The organism is Brachybacterium timonense, from assembly GCF_900258505.1.
Taxonomy (GTDB): Bacteria; Actinomycetota; Actinomycetes; order Actinomycetales; family Dermabacteraceae; genus Brachybacterium; species Brachybacterium timonense.
In genome coordinates this window covers 461,253-478,896 of the sequence record NZ_LT984895.1, presented here as the reverse complement: position 1 = coordinate 478,896, position 17,644 = coordinate 461,253, and the positions used below count along the sequence as shown (strand labels likewise).

The following is a 17,644-nucleotide window of genomic DNA, read 5'->3' as shown; positions in this document are numbered from 1 at the left end:
CCACCCTCTCTGACAGGGTGTTGCAACGACCAGTTGAATCCGCCCTGTACGGGGGGTGCATAATGTGCGCAATCTCCGGCCTCGGAGGGGTGGAGCAGCGTGGGTGCTGCGCGTGGGATGGGAGTTCCTACGGTGGAGTCCTCTGTGGTGGGCCGGTGGTATCACCGGGTTCTGGCTGGTGTGGCGGCGTTGTGTGTTGCGGCGTTGGTGGTCTCGGGGCTGCCGTCGGATCAGGCGTGGGGTGAGGATCCGCCGGTGGAGCCCTCGCCGGAGGTGTCGGCGCCGGTGTCTGCGGAATCGGTGGATTTCCCGTCGGCGGTGGTGCAGGCGCGTGCGACGGGTGAGCGGGTGGAGGTCACTGCGGAGCGGACGGATTCGTCGACGACGTGGGTGAACCCTGACGGCACGGTGACGACGACGCAGTACGCGGCGCCGGTGCGGTTCCAGGATGGGGAGGGGGCGTGGCAGGAGTACGACACCACCCTGGTGGAGCAGAAGGACGGTTCGATCGCGCCGGCCGCGGTGCCGGACGGGGTGGTGCTTTCCGGGGAGGTCGCGGGCTCGAGCGGGGAGCCGGCCCCTGTGGCGGAGGTCGGCGCGGGCGAGGACGCGTCGGTGGCGGTGGCGTGGGAGGACTCGCTGCCCGCCCCGGTGCTGGAGGGATCCGCAGCGACGTATGCGGGGGCGTGGCCGGGGATCGATCTGGTTGTGCATGCGACGCGGGATGGGTTCGAGCAGTCGTTCGTGATCTCCGACCGGGAAGCGCTGCTGGAGTACGTCGGAGGCGCGACGGCGGCGAGTGATGGTGGCGGTGAGCCTGGGCTGAGCGATGGTGGTGGCGCGGAGCCGGCCCCGGCGGATGAGTCCGGTGTGGTGTCGTGGGATGTGCCGCTGCGGGTCTCGGAGGGACTGACTGCGCGGGAGATTGCGGGGGAACGGATCGAGTTCGTCGATGGTGACGAGGAGGTGGTCTCCACGTTCGAGGCGCCGCTCGCGTGGGATGCGAGCGTGGATGAGGCCTCGCGGGAGCATCTCCAGCGCGCCGGAGTGAGCCTTGCGATCGTGGAGCAGTCGGGAACGGCGGTCACGCTGCGGCTCGGGGTAGAGCGGGACTGGCTGCTGGATGAGGCCCGAGTCTTCCCGGTGACGGTGGATCCGGTGTATGCGAAGGGGACGGCACGACCGACCTTCGATGCGTTTGTGCAGACGAATATTTCGTCGGATCGTTCGAGCGAGCGAGAGCTGAAGGTCGGCACGTATGACGGGAAGAACAAGGCGAGGTCTTTCCTGACGTTCTCGAACACGGCGTTCAAGGGCGTGAAGGTCCTGTCCGCGACGCTGAACCTGTATGAGACGTGGTCGTATTCGTGCACGGCATCGGCGGTGGAGGTGTGGAGCTCCGGGAGTGTGTCGACGTCGACGCGGTGGACGAACCAGCCGGCGCTGGGTACGAAGTACGGGTCGGTGACGGTTGCGAAGGGCGCGAACAGCTCCTGCGCGGCGGGGTGGGTGAACATCCCGATCACGTCGCTGGCGCAGTCGTGGTCGACCAACGCGGCGTCGTCGGTGACGTTGGCGCTGAAGGCGGGTTCGGAGACGAATGTGCAGGGGTGGAAGCGGTTCGGGTCGATGGAGTCGACCACGCCTCCGTCGATCACCTTCACGTACAACCGCAGGCCGAACCTCGCGACCGCGCCGACGGTCGCGGGCGCTGCGACCTCGGGGAAGGCCTCATTCGTTCCGGGTAAGCGGCCGGTGCTTTCCACGACCGCGACCGATCCGGACGGGAACCGAGTCAGGGCGAATATCGAGGTGCACACCTCGGCGACTGCGTCGGCTTCGACGTTGGTCGCGGAGTGTGACACGTCTATGGGGGTATCGGGGGCGACTCTGTCATGCAGCCCGGGTGTGGATCTGCCGGATAACAAGACGTTGTATGTGCGGGCTGCTGTCGCGGATGAGCTGGGTCTGTGGAACGGGGGCTGGTCGACGTCGACGGTGATCAAGACGGCGCAGGCCACTCCGTCCAAGCCCACGATCACCTGCGGCAGCACGTACACCAACGGCGGCTGGGTGCAGACACCGCCGACCGCGGATGTGTCCTGCACGGTCACTGCGCCCGCGACAACGGGCAACAATCAGGCGGTCCAGCTCGATGTGCGCATCGACGGAAACGTGAAGGCCCAGATCTTCACGGTCACGGCCGGGAAATCCGTGACGGTGAAGCTGCCGAAGACCGAGGGTGGGCATCAGATCCGGGCCAGGGTGTATACGGCGTCGCGTCTGGGCAGTGACGCGGCGGTGTTCACGACCGGTTGGGGTGGGCCCTCGCTGCTGTCGCCGGGCCCGCTGTCGGCCTCGAACGGGAAGTTCCAGGTCCAGGCCACGGCTCCGCCGCGCACAGCGAGTGAGACCACCGCGGTGACCGCGCAGATGCAGTGGCGTCTGGCCGGCACGAACGATGCCTGGACCAACGCCGGGACGGCTACGAACGTCACCGCACCACTGGGCACCCCGGTCAAGCTTTCATCGACGTTCGATGCGGCTGCGGCGCTGGCCGCGGCGGGCAACACCTCCCGCGCCCCGGTGCGGATGCAGTTCCAGGTCTGCTTCTCCTACACCGGCGTTGCGACACCCTTGTGCACGGGACAGACGCAGGAGTCGGTGCTGGTGCGGATCCCGCACGCTTTCGGCGGCGGATACCCCACCACTGACGTGGAGGCGGGGCAGGTCGCCCTGTACACCGGCGAGTTCCAAACCACGGCCACGGATGTGACCGTGCCCGGGTACGGCTCCAACCTCACCCTGGAACGCTCCCACCTCTCCTTTACCGGGACGGGGGATGTGAAGGCCTGGCCGACCGATCCCGTGACCGGCGTGTTCGGTCCCGGGTTCACCGCGAACCTCGAGGGTGATGATGCGGTGGGGCTCGCCGGGATGGACGTGGTGGACCAGCGGATGAGTGATGGGACGATCGCGCTGCTGGACGATGAGGGCGGGGCCCTCGTGTTCGTCAATGCCACCGGCAAGACAGGCACCGTCGTCGGCGCCCTCGTGCCCGGCACGGAGGACACTGCATTGTCCGGTGTGACCGCAACGATCACGGGGACGGCGGCGGCACCGTCGCTGGTGGTGACCGAGAGCGATGGCACGAAGACGACGTTCGTGCCGGTCACGGGCGGGGCCTCGAAGAACCTCGACTGGCGGCCCGCCTCGATCGCAGAGCCCGGCCAGGCCGGCTCCACCACGTTCGGGCACGACCCCACCACCGGGGTCGTCACCCGGATCGTGGCCCCGCTGCCCGATGGACTCTCCGGCACCGCCTGCCCCACCAGCGGCGCTCTCGCGGCAGGCTGCCGGGCCATCGATCTGAGCTACACCACGGTCACCGACCCGAACGGCAAACAGGTCCAGCGCCTCTCACAGGTCTCCGCGGTGATGTACAACGCGGGCACGAAGACGGTCGAGTCGAAGCCCGTCACCCGCTACACCTACGATTCGCTCTCGCGCCTGTCGCGGGTGACCGATGTCCGCTCGAACCTCTCCACCTCCTACACGTGGGAGGGCAGCACCACCCGGATCAGAACGATCACTCCGTCTGGTCTTGCCGGGTACACGCTGAACTACGCTGCGAACCCGGATGCGTCGGTCCCGACGCAGGTGGTCAAGAACGTCCAGCGCGGCGCGCAGACCAGTGGCGGGGCGCCGGTGCAGATCGCCTCGATCGTCTACAACGTGCCTGTCTCCGGCAGTGGGCTGCCGAACCTTTCCGAGGACGGGATCGCGGCGTGGGTGAAGGATGATCCCGGCACACCGGAGTATCTCGCGCAAAAGCCCGTGAACGGGTACGCGGTGTTCGGGCCGGACAAGCCCGTCACCGCCTTGGTCGGCTCCGGGGTCTCGGCAGCGGATCTGCAGTACGCGGATCTGCAGTACATCAACTCCGAGGCGTACACGGTCAACACCGCGTCCTACGGCGCCGGAGCCTGGCAGATCACCGCAACCCGGTATGACGATCACGGCAACGTGATCCGTGAGCTCGACGCCACCGCGATCCAGACTGCGATCGCCGACCCCAGCCTCGAGGGCTCGCAGGTTGATGACCTGGGCACGCGCACGGTCTTCAACGACGAGAAGAAGGACGCTACCGGAAAGGTGATCCTGCCTGCTGGGTCTGTGGTGACAGAGACGTTCGGGCCCGCCCGCACGGTGATGCTCGCCGACGGCACCACGCAGCGCCTGCGCCCCCACACGCGCACGACCTATGACGAGGGCGCACCGAATGGTGGGGTGAATCCCGTGACCGGTCAGGCCTATGCCCTGCCAACCACGGTCACCGTGAACGCCACCGACATGAACGACGGCGTGACCACGGTCGTGGAGGAGGTCGCGAAGACCACCAACGGCTACGCCCCGATCGACGGGAAGGCGCTGGATGACCCGACGTCGGGATGGGTCCTCGGCGTCCCGACCACCGTCACCGATGCGGCGGGGAGGACCACGAAGCAGCGCTTCGATGCCCGCGGGAAGGTGCTCGAGGCCCGGATGCCGGCCTCGAACGGTTCCGATGCCGGCACCACCAGAACGATCTACTACACCGCTGGCGCGAACTCCGCGGATGCGTCCTGCGGGGCGAGTGACCAGGCGAAGGCCTGGGCCGGTGAGCTGTGCCGCACCTATCCCGCGGCCGCGCCCAGCAGCGGTCCTACCCTGCCCTCGACGAAGGTCACCGGGTATGACTTCTGGCTCGCACCGACCACGACTATAGAAACCTCTGACGGTGCCACGCGCACCAGCGAGGTGAAGTACGACGCCGCGGGCCGCGCAATCTGGACAAGAACCTCCACCAGCGGAGTGCCGGGATCAGTCGCGACCGAGGCGATCTACACCCAGTACAACCCGGTCACCGGGCTGGTCGATGCGATCGGCGTTTCGAACCCGATGAACACCGGGATCGGCGGCACGAAAGACACCTACACCTACGACCTGTGGGGCAAGGAGACCAGCTACACCAACCAGCTCGGCGAGAAGACCACCACCCGGTATGACACCGCCGCCCGGGTCACCTCCATCGCTGACCCGAAGGGCACCACGACCTTCGCCTACGACGGGACCGATGCGAACGGGAAGCCCGAACGGCGCGGCGTCATCACGACGCAGACCGTCACCCGCACCGGCACCCAGGTCCTCACCTACACCGCCGCCTACGACCCCAACGGCGCGATGACCACGGAGAAACTGCCCGGCGGCATCACCGTCGCCCGTCACGTGGACGAGGCCGGTGAAGAGGTGGGCCTGACTTACGCGGGACAGCTCACCGACCCCGATACCGGTGATGTCACCACGGGGGACTGGATCGCGTGGTCCCAGACCAACGACATCCTCGGCCGGGTCCGCACCGACCAGACCACGTTCGCTTCCGCCATCGCCACAAGCGCCGGGATCCTTCCCGACGGCGGCACCACCGACGGGGAGATGACCGAACCGACCGGCGGGAACCCGCTGGTCTTCGACCACCGCTACACCTACGACAGATCCGGGAACCTCGCGAAGGTCGAGGACCTCACCGGCACCCCGGTCAAGGGCAGCGACGTCAGCCCCTACACGGTGCGGGACTACACCTTCACCACCAACGGCGCCCGCGCCACGCTGAAGGAGACGATCCACGCGGACGGCACCCCCGCCGGTACAGCCACCGCTGGCATCGATCAGACCCTGACCTATGACACCGCTGACAGGCTCACCGGCGGCTACGTCTACGACCTTCTCGGGCGGCAGACGACCCTCCCCGCAGCCCACGCCCCGAACCCCGCCGGTGGCGACGTGCAGCTGGGGTACTTCGACAACGACCTCCCCCAAAAGGTCGCCCAGGACGGCACCACCACGACTTTCACCCTGGACGTCGCGAAACGACGCCTGGTCCAGTCCAGTGACACGGGCGGGGAGGTGACGACCACGACCCGGCACTACACCGACTCCTCCGACAACCCCTCCTGGATCGAGACGAAGCGCCCCGACGGGACCACCGAGACCCTCCGCTACACCAACTCCATCAGCGGAGACCTCGGCGCCAGCATCGCCACCGACGGCGGTGTCTCCCTCATACTGCCCAACATCCACGGGGACATCGCCACCACGATCCCGATCCCCGCCGGCGCCCCCGCCACCACGCCAGCAACCACCATCACCGGCTGGTCCAGCTACACCGAATACGGCACCCCCATCGACCCCGCCCAGACAGCGACCGTCGCCACGAGCGCCGGCTACGGCTGGCTCGGGGCCAAAGAACGCTCCACCACTGCCGAGACAGCGAACCTCACCCTCATGGGCGTCCGGTTCTACAACCGGACCACCGGCGCCTTCACCAGCATGGACCCCGTCCCCGGCGGCAATAGCACCGCCTACAACTACCCCACCGACCCCATCAACACGCTCGACCTCGACGGGCAGAAAGGAAAGCTGAAGCGCTGGGCTAAGGCCGCCGGCAAATGGGCATGGAAGAACAAGTGGGACATTGCTCTCACGGCAGCTATGCTTGTGCCCGGCCTGAGTGTTGTGGCCAGCGGCGCCAGGGTACTTCGCGTGGGCTCGCTGCTCTATAAGGGCTATAAAGGATCAAAGCTTTCCAAAAGGCTCTACTCGGCTGCCGGTAAGCTATACGGCGGGGCGAAGAAACTCCGGAAGAATACAGTTAGGGTCGGCCGACCTAACAAAAGTGCCCCATTCCGTGTTTCTTTCGGTGCCGCACGCAACCACTGGACGAAGCTTTCGCGGCCAGCACGAGCGGTCTTTAGGGGTCACCTACACATCGAGAAGAAGGTTGTGGCACTCTCTTGGCACACCAAGAGAAGAACTCACACCCTTCGCATCAAGAGATAGGGAGGCTGGAGCCGCAATGGATCGCAATGACGAATCGTGGAGCGAGTTCTCCGCGGCCCTCCTCGAAGGAGTAACGAGGGTACTCAACGAACGAGCACTCGGTAGCGTTGAGCAGTCAGGGGATGACGCGGTTAAGCTCGACATCTCCAGCATCGACGGATCGACACGGATCCTAAGTGCCGTAACCGACGGTACATCATTCGAGGTGACGCTTGCGGATGCTTGGCAATGGAGGTGGCAGGATGCCATTGATGAGTTTCCTAGAGTTCAAGAGTCGGTTTATCGACCGCTGGCGGAACTTGCTCTCGCGTATAGCACTGGATGCGCTACTATTACCCGAACGCTCCTAGGATACAAACTGCATGTGCCAATCTCGAGGGGGGACTTCGTAAACTTTTCACGCGGAAATACGCGGTGGATTGTCGCCAGCAGCAGCTTGGGATAAGTGGTTCCTTGCAGTGCAGGGTGTGATGATTATGCTCTTGATTGAGGTGCTGCTAGCAGAACCAGGGAGCTTCCGAGTGACACGGTCGTTCACGCCGAAGCGGGGTGGGCTATCACATAAGTCACAGTCGCAACGCTAGACCCTCGAGTCGACTGGAAGGTCTAGCCTGCGGTGGTGCGACTTTCCGAGGTCACAGCCCGGTCGGGGGGTGCCCGCGACCACGTTGGGCTACTACGAGACCATCGGCCTCATCCAGGCAGAAGGCATGGCGGGATGAGGCAACGAGGAATAGGCGTAGGTAATTTGCTAGACGGAGATGAAGGGCATTCGCGTGAGGCACTTTGAAGGCTCATCCCAAAGCAGCCAAGTCTGGGCGGCTCATCGGGAAAGTTGTACGCGGCGCCGTGGCCAAGCAGGCCAAGATGAAGGGGATCGGCGTCAACAGTCGACTTTTCGGATATCATGCGAAGCTCAACAAGGGTAAGTTCCGTATTGGGTGGCCCAATGGCCGGAAGAAAGAGGGGATAGTCTTTAGAGGCGCCTATCGGAATCGCAAGCTTGTGACGTATCGAAGCGGATTGAAGTGGAATGGACCCTATGGAAAAAGATCCTCCCGTCGAAGATAATGGTCGCGATGCGACTGTAGCCTGGCCAGAGTATTTCAGCCTCATACAATACCTGGTGAGTCATTTCGGATTCGACGAAGTTCAAGATGTCGACTCGGCACTCCCTGTCGTCGCCCGCTGCTCCGGCAGTGGCGTGACCATGACGGTGCGCGATGGAATAGCAGACGAAGTCATCATTGATATGACACACATATCATCAATGGAGTTAAATCTGCGGAAGTATCGATCCAAGATTATCGTACTGGCGCAATCGATTGCGGACGATCGAATACGCCTAGAGCCAGTACGTCGCCGTTTTTTTCGATCAAGGCGGATTCGGCCTGTAATATACTGCCGGGATGGCGCCACCTTGCCCGTAGTCGAGTTTATATATTCAAACAGGAAGTGAGGTGGTGGTGTCATAGCGTCGAAGCAACACTCCCGGTTGGCGGGGGTCTGATCGGTGGAGTGTGCGGATGTCGCGATTGGGGTTGTCTTTCAGTGACAAGTCGGAGATCTCGACGGCGTCGAAGGCGGGATGGTCCGTGCGGAGGATTGCTCGTCACCTGGGGCGCTGCCCGTTAGTGATCTCCAGGGAACTCCGCCGGAACTCAACGAAGACACGCGGCTACCAGGCCGTGACCGCGGACGTTGCCGCACAGCGTCGCCGGGCTCGCCCGCAGCAACGGAAGGTCGCGGGCGATCCGGTGCTGCAGGCGAGGGTGGAGGCGGACCTGGCTGCGTCGTGGACGCCGAAGGAGATCGCGGGCCGCTTGCGCCTGGAAGCTGCAGACCCGACCGTTGAACGCATGCCGAACTCTCCCGATGCCCGGGGCCGCACAGTGTCCGCTGAGGCGATCTACCAGTACATCGACGTGATGCCCCGCCGGAGCTCGCACGGCGCGGGATCTTCCTGCAGTCCAAGCGCACCAAGCGCCTACCCCGCACCACCGGTCGGTCCCGGGGCGGTGCGATCGTGGGGATGGTGCCCCTGAGTGAACGGAGCCAGGACGCCGCCGAGCGCCGGGTGCCGGGGCACTGGGAGGGAGACCCGATCATCAGGAAGAATGGCGCCTCGTGCGCGGCGACGCTGGTGGAGCGAATGGCGGCTTCACCGGACTGCTGGCCCTGCCCTCAAAGCAGGCCAAGCCCACCGCGGATGCGGTCATCGAGCACGTCAACGCTCTACCCCAGATGATGAAGGCGTCACTGGCGTGGGACCAGGGCAGCGAGATGGCCCAGCACGCGAAGGTCTCCCTGGCCACGAGCATGCCGGTCTACTTCGCCGACCCCCACTCGCCCTGGCAGCGGCCCAGCAACGAGAACACCAAGGGGCTCTACCGCGAGTACCTGCCCAAGGACACCGTGATCCCGGACCATCAGCCATACCTCACCACCATCTCCGAGGAGATCAACAACCGACCCCGCCGACAGCTCAGCTACCCACCCCCACCAAGGCACTCGCTCGACTACTCGCTGGCGAGCCCCATGTTGCTTCAACGACTTGACACCACTGACGCCTCACCACACACTCGACTCTGAACCCCTGATATAGTTCGAATCTGGAAATCAATCAGCGGGGACACCACCAGCACAGGAATTTGCACATTAGGCACTCCAAACCACGAAAGTGGGCGCCATGGCTTTGAACTCTGAACTCAGATTCGATTCGGAGTCCGTCCCCCCAATGGGTCTGGAGCATCTGTCTATCGGTGGGTTGCGGTTTTGGCACTTCTCGCCCCACACTGACGCCACCCTGCTTGCAAGCTGGGCTAATGAGAGTGCGGTCGGCAAGAGACGGCCCGTGCCTGGCGTGGACGTTGGTGATCGAATCTTATTCGTTTCAGACTTTCGCGCATTTTGGGGGCGTTACAGGCTGGAGTTGGCGGTTGACGTCCTCGGGGAGGAGGCTGTCTCCAGGATCGTTTCGGAATTCTTCGAGCCGTAGGAGCTTGTTCGCTGTTCCGCTCAAGTGATCCTCGCTGCGTGAGAGTAATGGAATCAGTGCAACGGGGGCGGCGAAGAAGGCCGCTACCATAAGATAATGACATCGCGGAAGCGGTTGCGTGAGCACCAGGAATCCCAGAAAGAACACTTCTCCAGGGCCTGCGCGGCGAAATTCGAGTCTATGGCCGCATCTTCTGCATCGACATCTACTCCCCGCCGGGCGCTCCCGACCTGCTTTCCCGACGAGCTCGCCCAGTCGTGGACTCAATCGGGCTGACACTGCCGGAGGTAATGGCATGGTGCGAAGCCCACTCCGTGAACTGGCTATGTCCACTGCGCGCCGCGGGGGCAGGCGCGTGGTTCGCGCGCGGAGCCTACGACCGGTGCTCTCCTATCGATCTCCCCGACGATCCCTAAGGCGCCCTGCTCGACCAACGACGATGTGAGGCGCAACCGTTCCGCCCATTGGGGTATATCGTCTGCGACCCGGCAGTGCTCGATGTTCGAGCCACGGGCACACGAGGCGCCTGCTCCAGCTGAGCCAGGGCGGCGGCTTTCCCACACCAGCTGGGTCGGCCGAATCGGTCAGGCGATCTCGTCGTCGACCATGCGTCGGGCGGAGGCGCGGGACCCACAGACGGCCAAGGCCACGCCGCTGAGCGCCATCATCACCAGCATCGCCGTGGATCCCGCTGCTTCCAGGAGCCACCCCGCGAGCAGCGATCCTGTGCCTGCACCCAGGTAGCCGACCGGTTGGACCAGCCCGGACAGGCGGGCGGTCACCAGCGCATCGCGGCTGCGCCCGGGGATCAGGGCGATCACCGTCGGGAAGCAGAAACCTCCGATGCCGAGCACGCTGGCCCAGAAAAACGGCACCGTGCCGGGCATGGCGAGCAGGCCGATGTACCCGGCGGCGGTGAGCAGGCCCAGGCCTGCACTGATCCACGGCAGATGCCGGGAGCGCGCCACCAGAAGCGGCATCACCAGGCCGCCGACGATGCCCCACAAGGAGATCACAGCGGTGGCGTAGCCCGCTGTGTGGGCACTGACGCCGTCGGCTACAAGAATCGTGGGCAGCAGGCCGAACTGGGTGTAGGCGTTCATCGACTGCAAGGCGAACATGGCGATCATGGCGAGCGCCGTTGGTGACCGCATGAGGCTGCCATGCAGTTCACCGCGCGGAGGCGATGCCGGGAAGTCGTGCCGCACCCGAACAAGCGCGAAAACCCACACCAGCAGTGGCACCGCCGAGGCGAGCCCCCAGAACCGCAGCGAGTCCTGCCACGAGCCACCTGCCGCATCCATGAGCGGGACAGCGAGGCCGGACCCGGAGGCGCCGCCCACGGCGAGAAGCGTGGAGTACAGGGTCATGAGCACGACGGTGCGGGAGCCGCCATGCTGCTTGATCCACGCGGGCACGAGCACGTTGGCGAGCGCCGGACCCATCAGTGCGAGCACGCTGAGCAGCAGGAACAGGCCGAATCCAGGCGTGGCCGGACGAAGCAGGAGCCCCGCGATGACGAGCACATACGAGCCGACGATCGCGCCGGTGAGTCCAGCCCGTCGCGCGATCGGCACCGCGAGCAGGCCCAGCACGCCGAAACTCAATGCGGGCAGGGCGGTGAGTGCGCCGGCGGCGCTCTCCCCCACGCCGTAGAACTCCAGGATCGGATCGACGAGCGGGCCGGGCGACGTGGCACCAGGGCGCAGCGTCAGGGACATCGTGGCGACCGCAGCCAGGGCAAGCAGGGGCCCGATCGTGGCCGGTCGCATGGCAGGGGTCTCGGAAGGCACGGGGAGATCATGCCAATGTCGGGCCGACGATTCGCGGTCATCTTGCGCCGACGTGCCTCACACACGCTACGGTCTGTGCACATCCCGCGTCGTCGGCCGTCCTCCCCGGTATGGGCCCGACGGCTTCCTACGACACTGGAGGTCCCCCGTGATCACCGACGGGCTCTTGATGCTCGGCGTACTCCTCGCCCTGGCTGGCACCCTGATCGTTCTTGAACGCTCCACCGGATGGCGCATCTTTAAATACGTGCCCGGCATGGTGCTCATGTACCTGGTCTGCGCGACCCTGAACTCGCTGGGGGTGTTCGGGCAGGAGGACGCGACCCGAGCACCGGTGAAAGCGGTCAAGGATGTGGCGCTGCCGGCCATGATCTTCCTCTTCCTGTTCGGCTGCGACCTGCGCAAGATCATCAAGCTCGGCCCGAAGCTGCTGCTGACCTTCTTCGTGACCGCCCTCTCCCTGGCCGTCGGCGTTGTCGCGGTCTATGCCGTGTTCCAGGGCGCCTTGCACGAGGAGTCCTGGAAGGCGTTCGGCGCGATGCTCGCCTCCTGGACCGGCGGCAGCGCCAACATGGTCGCTGTCCAGGACATCGTGCAGGCGCCCGAGAACATCTTCGGCTACGCCCTGATCACCGACACGATCGTGTACTCGGTGTGGCTGATGGTCATGTTCGCCTCCGTCGCGGTCTCGCCCCGCTTCAACACGTGGACCAAGGCGGACACGTCCTACCTTGACGAGCACGCCGGCGCCCTCGAGGACGAGAAAGCCCCGATCACTGTGCAGTCGCTTGCGATCATCCTGTTCGGCTCTGTGTTCGTCTCCACCGCGGCTCTGTGGATCGGCGACAAGCTGCCGGAGATCGGCGACGTCATCAACGCCTCCGCCTGGACGATCATCATCGTGTCTGCACTGGGACTGATCGCCGCCCACACGCCGCTGGCGAAGGTCGCTGGCTCCTCTGAGGCCGCGACGCTCATGCTGTTCATCGTGATCGGCCAGATCGCCTCCGGCTCGGATTTCTCGGCCCTCACCCAGGCGCCGATCTACCTCATTGCCGGTTTCCTGGTGCTCGCCGTGCACGCCGCGATCATGCTGGTGTACGCGAAGCTCACGAAGACCGAGCTGTTCTCCATCGCTGTGGCCTCCACCGCGAACATCGGTGGCATCGCCTCGGCCCCGGTGGTGGCGGCGGCCTATAACCGCCAGTTGGTGCCCGTGGGCGTGCTGATGGCGCTGATCGGGTCGCTGGCCGGCACCTGGATCGGCCTGGCCGCCGCCCAGGTGATGGCCGGACTGTGACCAGTGCAGGCGCCGGCACTGCGGTGACACTGCGTCGGTCTGACAGGCCCCGCCGGGGTCGGCGCCGGCACGACGGTGCACGGGCTGGTGCAGTGCCGATCCCGACCACGAGAGGAAGCGTGCTATGACGATGACAGAACCGAAGACCCTCCAGGTGATCTCCGTGCGTTGCCACGCGCATCGTGCTCCGCTGCTGCGGCCTTTCGTGACTGCCAAGCGGCGAACCGAGGCGGTCGAGTACGTGGTGGCCGAGGTCGAGCTGGCCGACGGGACGATCGGTCAGGGCTCCGCAGCGGAGACTGTGGCGGTCACCGAGGAGGACGCCGCCTCGATTCTGGCGGCGCTGCGCAGCCCGATCCGGGAGGCACTCGAGGGCGCCGAGGGCACGATCACGCAGCTCTCGGCCCGGATCGCGGCGGCCCTGCCCGGGGCGACCAGCGCGAAGGCCGCCGCCGACGTCGCCCTGCACGACGCCTGGGCGCGTTCGGCCGGGCAGCCACTGCGCGAGCTGCTCGTCCCCGCACAGTCGGGGACGGACGCAGCTGCCCCGCCGGCGGCAGGCACATGTGTCCCATCGGCGGCAGATGCCGGTGCCCCGTCGGTGGCGGGCACCCGCGCCCCGTCGGCGGCAGAAGCCAGTGCCCCGTCGGCGGCAGATGCCGGTGCCCCGTCGGCCGTCGACGCCCCCGCACCGTCGGCCGCACTCCACTCCCCTGTTCGCCTGCTGAACGACATGACGGTCTCCCTCGAGGAGCCTGAGGTCATGGCACAGCATGCCGCGCAGGCGCGGGCCGACGGCTACCGGACGTTGAAGATCAAGCTCGGGCGCGATGCCGATGAGGATCGCCGTCGGCTCGCTGCGGTACTCGAGGCCGTACCAGATGCGCGTCTGCGCCTGGACGCGAACCAGGGCTGGGGTGTGGATGAGGCGATCGGCATCATCCAGGGCTTCGAGGCGGACGGCCTGCCCGTGGAACTCGTCGAGCAGCCCGTGGATGCCGCGGACCTTGCGGGCCTTGCCCGCGTGCGCGCCGCCGTGACCACGCCGATCATGGCCGATGAGGCGGTGTGGACCGCTGAGGATGCCCGACGGATCGTCGACGCCCAGGCAGCCGACCTGTTGAACATCAAACTCGCCAAAACCGGCGGTCTTCAGGAGGCGCTGGCTCTGGCGAACGTCGCCCAACAGGCGGGCGTGACCTGCATGGTCGGCGCGATGATGGAGCCGAAGATCTCGATCACCGCCGCCGCCCACCTGGCGGCCGCGCATCCTGCAGTGACGATGATCGACCTGGACTCGGCGCTGTGGTTCGCAACGGATCTGCCCGCCGGCGGGTACCGCGCCGAGGACGGGCATCTGCTGCTCGCGGATGGGCCCGGGCTGGCCCTGAACCGCCTCGCACCAGCAGACGACCCGTCGGCCTGACGGCAAGACCATCGGGACGAGGACCGGATTCTGCACGCCCCACACGCCGAAGGCTGTATCGGCCATGCCGAAGGCCACATCGACGCCGTCCCGCTGCGCGTCATCCACAATCGGCAGCCGCCCCTGTTCGTCGGGGCGGCTGCTTCGTAGGGTCGTGCCGGGTTGTCGCCCGCCGCGACGGGCGACGCCCGACACGAGGACCATCACTCGCAGAGGAGAACCAGATGTCATCCGCGACAGCACGGAGCGCTGCCCACCACACCACGCGCCGTGGTGCACTGCGCCTGGCCACTCTCGGTACCACCAGTGGCGCCGCCGCCCTGGTCGGAGGCCCGGCTCTCGCCGCTCCCGATGGCGGGCCAGCCACGGCTCCGTCGGTGAAGCCCGCCGAGCCCATCACGCCCGGAGCCACCGCGTACGTCGCCGTCCAGGCCGCGACCCTGTGGGTCGAGCCCGAGACGTTCCGGCCCGAGGTTGACACTCCGTCCCTGGGGAACCCGACGGACCTCGAGGCGTGGAACCAGAACATGCTGGAGACCGAGCCGAGGCGCTGGCTGACCGGCAATCTTGAGACGCAGAGCGTGCTCGGCGGCGAGGTCCTCGTCGATGAGGTGCGCGGCGACTGGGCGCGTGTGGTCGTCACGGCCCAGCCGACCGCCCGCGACCCGCGCGGCTACCCGGGGTGGGTGCCGGTCGTGCAACTCGCACCCGACGAGGCCTTCGGCGCCCTGCGCGCCTCGACTCCGACTGCGACGGTCACTGCGGACCGTGCACTGCTGACGAAGACCCCCTCGGGCAAGCACCCGGTCATGGAGATCTCCTTCAACACGGTGCTGCCGGTGATCGGGCGCACCGCGAAGGCCGTACGGGTAGCCGTGCCGGGACGAGGCCCCGCATACCTGCGTTCGCACGATGTGGTGGTTCGCGCTCACGGCGAACAGCCTCCGACACCCACGATCGAGGACGTCATCGCCACCGGGGAGCGTTTCCTCGGGCTGCGATACCTGTGGGCCGGCGTGAGCGCCTACGGCTTCGACTGCTCGGGCTTCACGTACACGATGTTCCACCACCACGGCATCACCATCGCCCGTGACGCCGGTGACCAGATGCACGAGTCGGGTCTGGCCGCCGTCGAGCGGGAGGATCTGCGCCGCGGTGACCTGGTGTTTTTCGCGAGTGAGCCGGGCGGCGAGTCGATCCGCCATGTCGCCGTCTACCTGGGCGATGACCTCATCCTGCATGCGCCGAACGCATCCCGCAGCGTGGAGGTCATGTCGCTGACCGAGTACGACCCGGACGGCGAGTACGCCGGGGCGCGTCGGGTCCTGGAGGGCTGAGCCCGCCAGCTAGGGCGTGTCTCCTAAGTTCGTGAGGACGCGGGGGTGACGGTAGGTCAATGAGCCGGCGAAGCGTGTTGTCCGATACCCAATGGGAGATGATCCAGCCCTTGCTCCCCGCTCAGCGCCCCTGGTCAGGGAGGCCGAGACGGGATCATCGACAGGTGGTCGAGGGGATCATCTACCGCTACCGGTGCGGGATCGCCTGGCGCGATCTCCCCGCCGACTTCGGGCCCTGGCAGACAGTCTGGAAGCGCCACCGCGCCTGGGCAGTTGATGGCACCTGGGACCAGGTCCTCGACGCGCTCCTGGTCCGTGCCGACGCGGACGGTGACCTGGACTGGTCGGTCGCGGTCGACTCCACGATCTGCCGCGCTCACCAGCACGGCACCACCCTCGAGCGCACCACAGGGGGCGCAGTGGAATCACAAGAATCTCCGCGTCGAGCCAGCTGATCACGCGCTGGGCCGTTCCCGCGGCGGGCTCTCGACGAAGATCCATCAGCTCGTCGATGGACACGGCCTACCGCTGGTAATCCTCTGCGGACCCGGTCAGGGAGGGGACTCACCGATGCTCGCCCCACTGCTCGACGCCCTCTCCGTCGCCCGCAAGGGACCAGGTAGACCGCGCACCAGGCCGGACATGTTGCGCGGCGACAAGGCCTACTCCTCCCGCGCCACACGCCAGACTCTGCGCCGTCGCGGGATCAAGGCCGTGATCCCCGAACCCAGCGACCAGCAGCAACACCGTCGCAACCGCGGTTCACGCGGCGGACGCCCCGTGGGTCTCGACATGGAGGCCTACCGCGGCCGCAACGTCATCGAGCGCGGCTACAGCGACGTGAAGCAATGGCGCGGCCTGGCCACCCGCTACGACAAACTCGGCCTGACCTACCGAGCCGGAGCCGTCCTCCGCGCGATCATCCAATGGCTCAACCACCTCGTTTGACGAGGTTTCGGGATATCGCTCCCAGACCTACGCACTCGTCCGTTCCGGGGAGCTGCGCTCGATCCAAGTCGGCGGCCGTGGGCAGTTGCGCGCCGAGCACCCCGAGCTCGAGGCGTCCATCCAGCGCTGCGGCGAGGAGACTGCGCAGCTCGTCGCACGCAAGGAGGGGTCGACCCCATGAGGTCGACTCCTCCCGTACTCGCCGGCGGTGCAGGCCGGCCCGCAGTCCGACCGGCCGCCCCGGGTGAGCAGCCAGCGTCTCCGCCAGACCCGGCAGAACTTGCGCACCGCTGACTGTAAGCATATACTTACACCTGACATCGTTCGATTACGATCCGGAGGGGTGATGGACGCAGCACGGCTAGCTCAGATGCTCAGTGCTCTCGGAAGTGAGCCTCGGTTGCGAATTATCGCCTCCCTAGAGACGGAGTCGACCCATGTTAGTGAGCTGGCCCGCCGACTCGGGATGTCTCGGCCACTGCTCTACCAGCACCTCAACCGCTTGGAAGCTGCTCGACTCATCGAGAGTGGCCTGGAACAGCTCGGAGAGAGCCGAGTGAGGAAGCACTACTGGATCGCTCCGTTTCGGCTTGAAATAACTCCAGACCACATTGTGCACCTGATTAATCAAGAACAGGAAAGGGAATCTTCGTGACACTTACCGCTACCGTATTTGTTATCATCCTCGCCGCCGCACTACCACTCGCGATCTTCGTTGTTCTTACCGTCTGGGTGGTACGCACCGTCACCAGCGCACGACGCGAAACGGCGACGGCGATCGATGGTTCGAACCAACTCATCGTGGAGCACCTACGCAACATCACCGAGCGGTTGGATCGGATTGAAGCCCAACTCAGCGAGGTCCCCGAGTAATCAGGCCCTCCAGAGAGCCGGTGACCGCCACGCCCCTCTTCATGACGCTGGAGGGCGTGCAGACCATCATGTCCATTGGTCGCTCCCAGC

Annotated in this window: 8 protein-coding genes and 1 pseudogene; 8 read left to right on the top strand and 1 reads right to left on the bottom strand. The window is 66.0% G+C overall.

What is annotated here, in order from left to right:
- Positions 1-132: 132 nt before the first annotated feature.
- Entirely contained in the window at positions 133-6,879 is a 6,747-nt protein-coding gene (locus C8271_RS02055) for a DNRLRE domain-containing protein (RefSeq protein WP_170957767.1), read from the top strand.
- A 1,526-nt stretch (positions 6,880-8,405) separates the two neighbouring features.
- Positions 8,406-9,437: pseudogene (locus C8271_RS14415) on the top strand (IS30 family transposase).
- Positions 9,438-10,461: 1,024 nt separating this feature from the next.
- On the opposite strand, the gene C8271_RS02035 reads toward C8271_RS14415, so the two are convergent.
- Positions 10,462-11,670 (bottom strand): MFS transporter, encoded by a 1,209-nt coding sequence (locus tag C8271_RS02035; RefSeq protein ID WP_245920749.1) that lies wholly within the window; start codon positions 11,668-11,670, stop codon positions 10,462-10,464.
- 148 nt (positions 11,671-11,818) lie between these two features.
- On the opposite strand from C8271_RS02035, the gene C8271_RS02030 reads away from it, so the two are divergent.
- The 6 genes from C8271_RS02030 to C8271_RS02005 all read left to right on the top strand — a co-directional run bounded on the left by C8271_RS02030 (position 11,819) and on the right by C8271_RS02005 (position 17,554).
- Positions 11,819-12,970 carry a DUF819 family protein gene (locus C8271_RS02030; protein WP_106505907.1) on the top strand — a complete coding sequence of 384 codons (1,152 nt, stop codon included), beginning with the start codon at positions 11,819-11,821 and terminating at the stop codon, positions 12,968-12,970.
- A 124-nt stretch (positions 12,971-13,094) separates the two neighbouring features.
- A complete protein-coding gene (locus tag C8271_RS02025) occupies positions 13,095-14,396 on the top strand; it encodes a dipeptide epimerase (RefSeq protein WP_106505906.1) in 1,302 nt (433 codons plus the stop codon).
- Positions 14,397-14,620: 224 nt separating this feature from the next.
- Positions 14,621-15,733 (top strand): C40 family peptidase, encoded by a 1,113-nt coding sequence (locus C8271_RS02020; RefSeq protein WP_106505905.1) that lies wholly within the window; start codon positions 14,621-14,623, stop codon positions 15,731-15,733.
- A gap of 59 nt (positions 15,734-15,792) precedes the next feature.
- A protein-coding gene (locus tag C8271_RS02015; protein WP_106505904.1) for an IS5 family transposase occupies positions 15,793-16,681 on the top strand; the annotation gives its coding sequence in 2 pieces (ribosomal slippage) (positions 15,793-16,143 and positions 16,145-16,681; 888 coding nt in all).
- 346 nt (positions 16,682-17,027) lie between these two features.
- Positions 17,028-17,336, top strand: coding sequence for an ArsR family transcriptional regulator (locus C8271_RS02010; protein WP_106505903.1), 309 nt, complete (start codon positions 17,028-17,030; stop codon positions 17,334-17,336).
- Entirely contained in the window at positions 17,333-17,554 is a 222-nt protein-coding gene (locus tag C8271_RS02005; RefSeq protein WP_025403776.1) for a hypothetical protein, read from the top strand. Before C8271_RS02010 ends, C8271_RS02005 begins: the two co-directional genes overlap by 4 nt.
- Positions 17,555-17,644: the final 90 nt, after the last annotated feature.

Bases quoted from the DNA above. Each gene is read 5' to 3' on its own strand.
- C8271_RS02025 (WP_106505906.1), top strand. From the start codon at position 13,095: ATGACGATGACAGAACCGAAGACCCTCCAGGTGATCTCCGTGCGTTGC.
- C8271_RS02020 (WP_106505905.1), top strand. From the start codon at position 14,621: ATGTCATCCGCGACAGCACGGAGCGCTGCCCACCACACCACGCGCCGT.
- C8271_RS02010 (WP_106505903.1), top strand. From the start codon at position 17,028: ATGGACGCAGCACGGCTAGCTCAGATGCTCAGTGCTCTCGGAAGTGAG.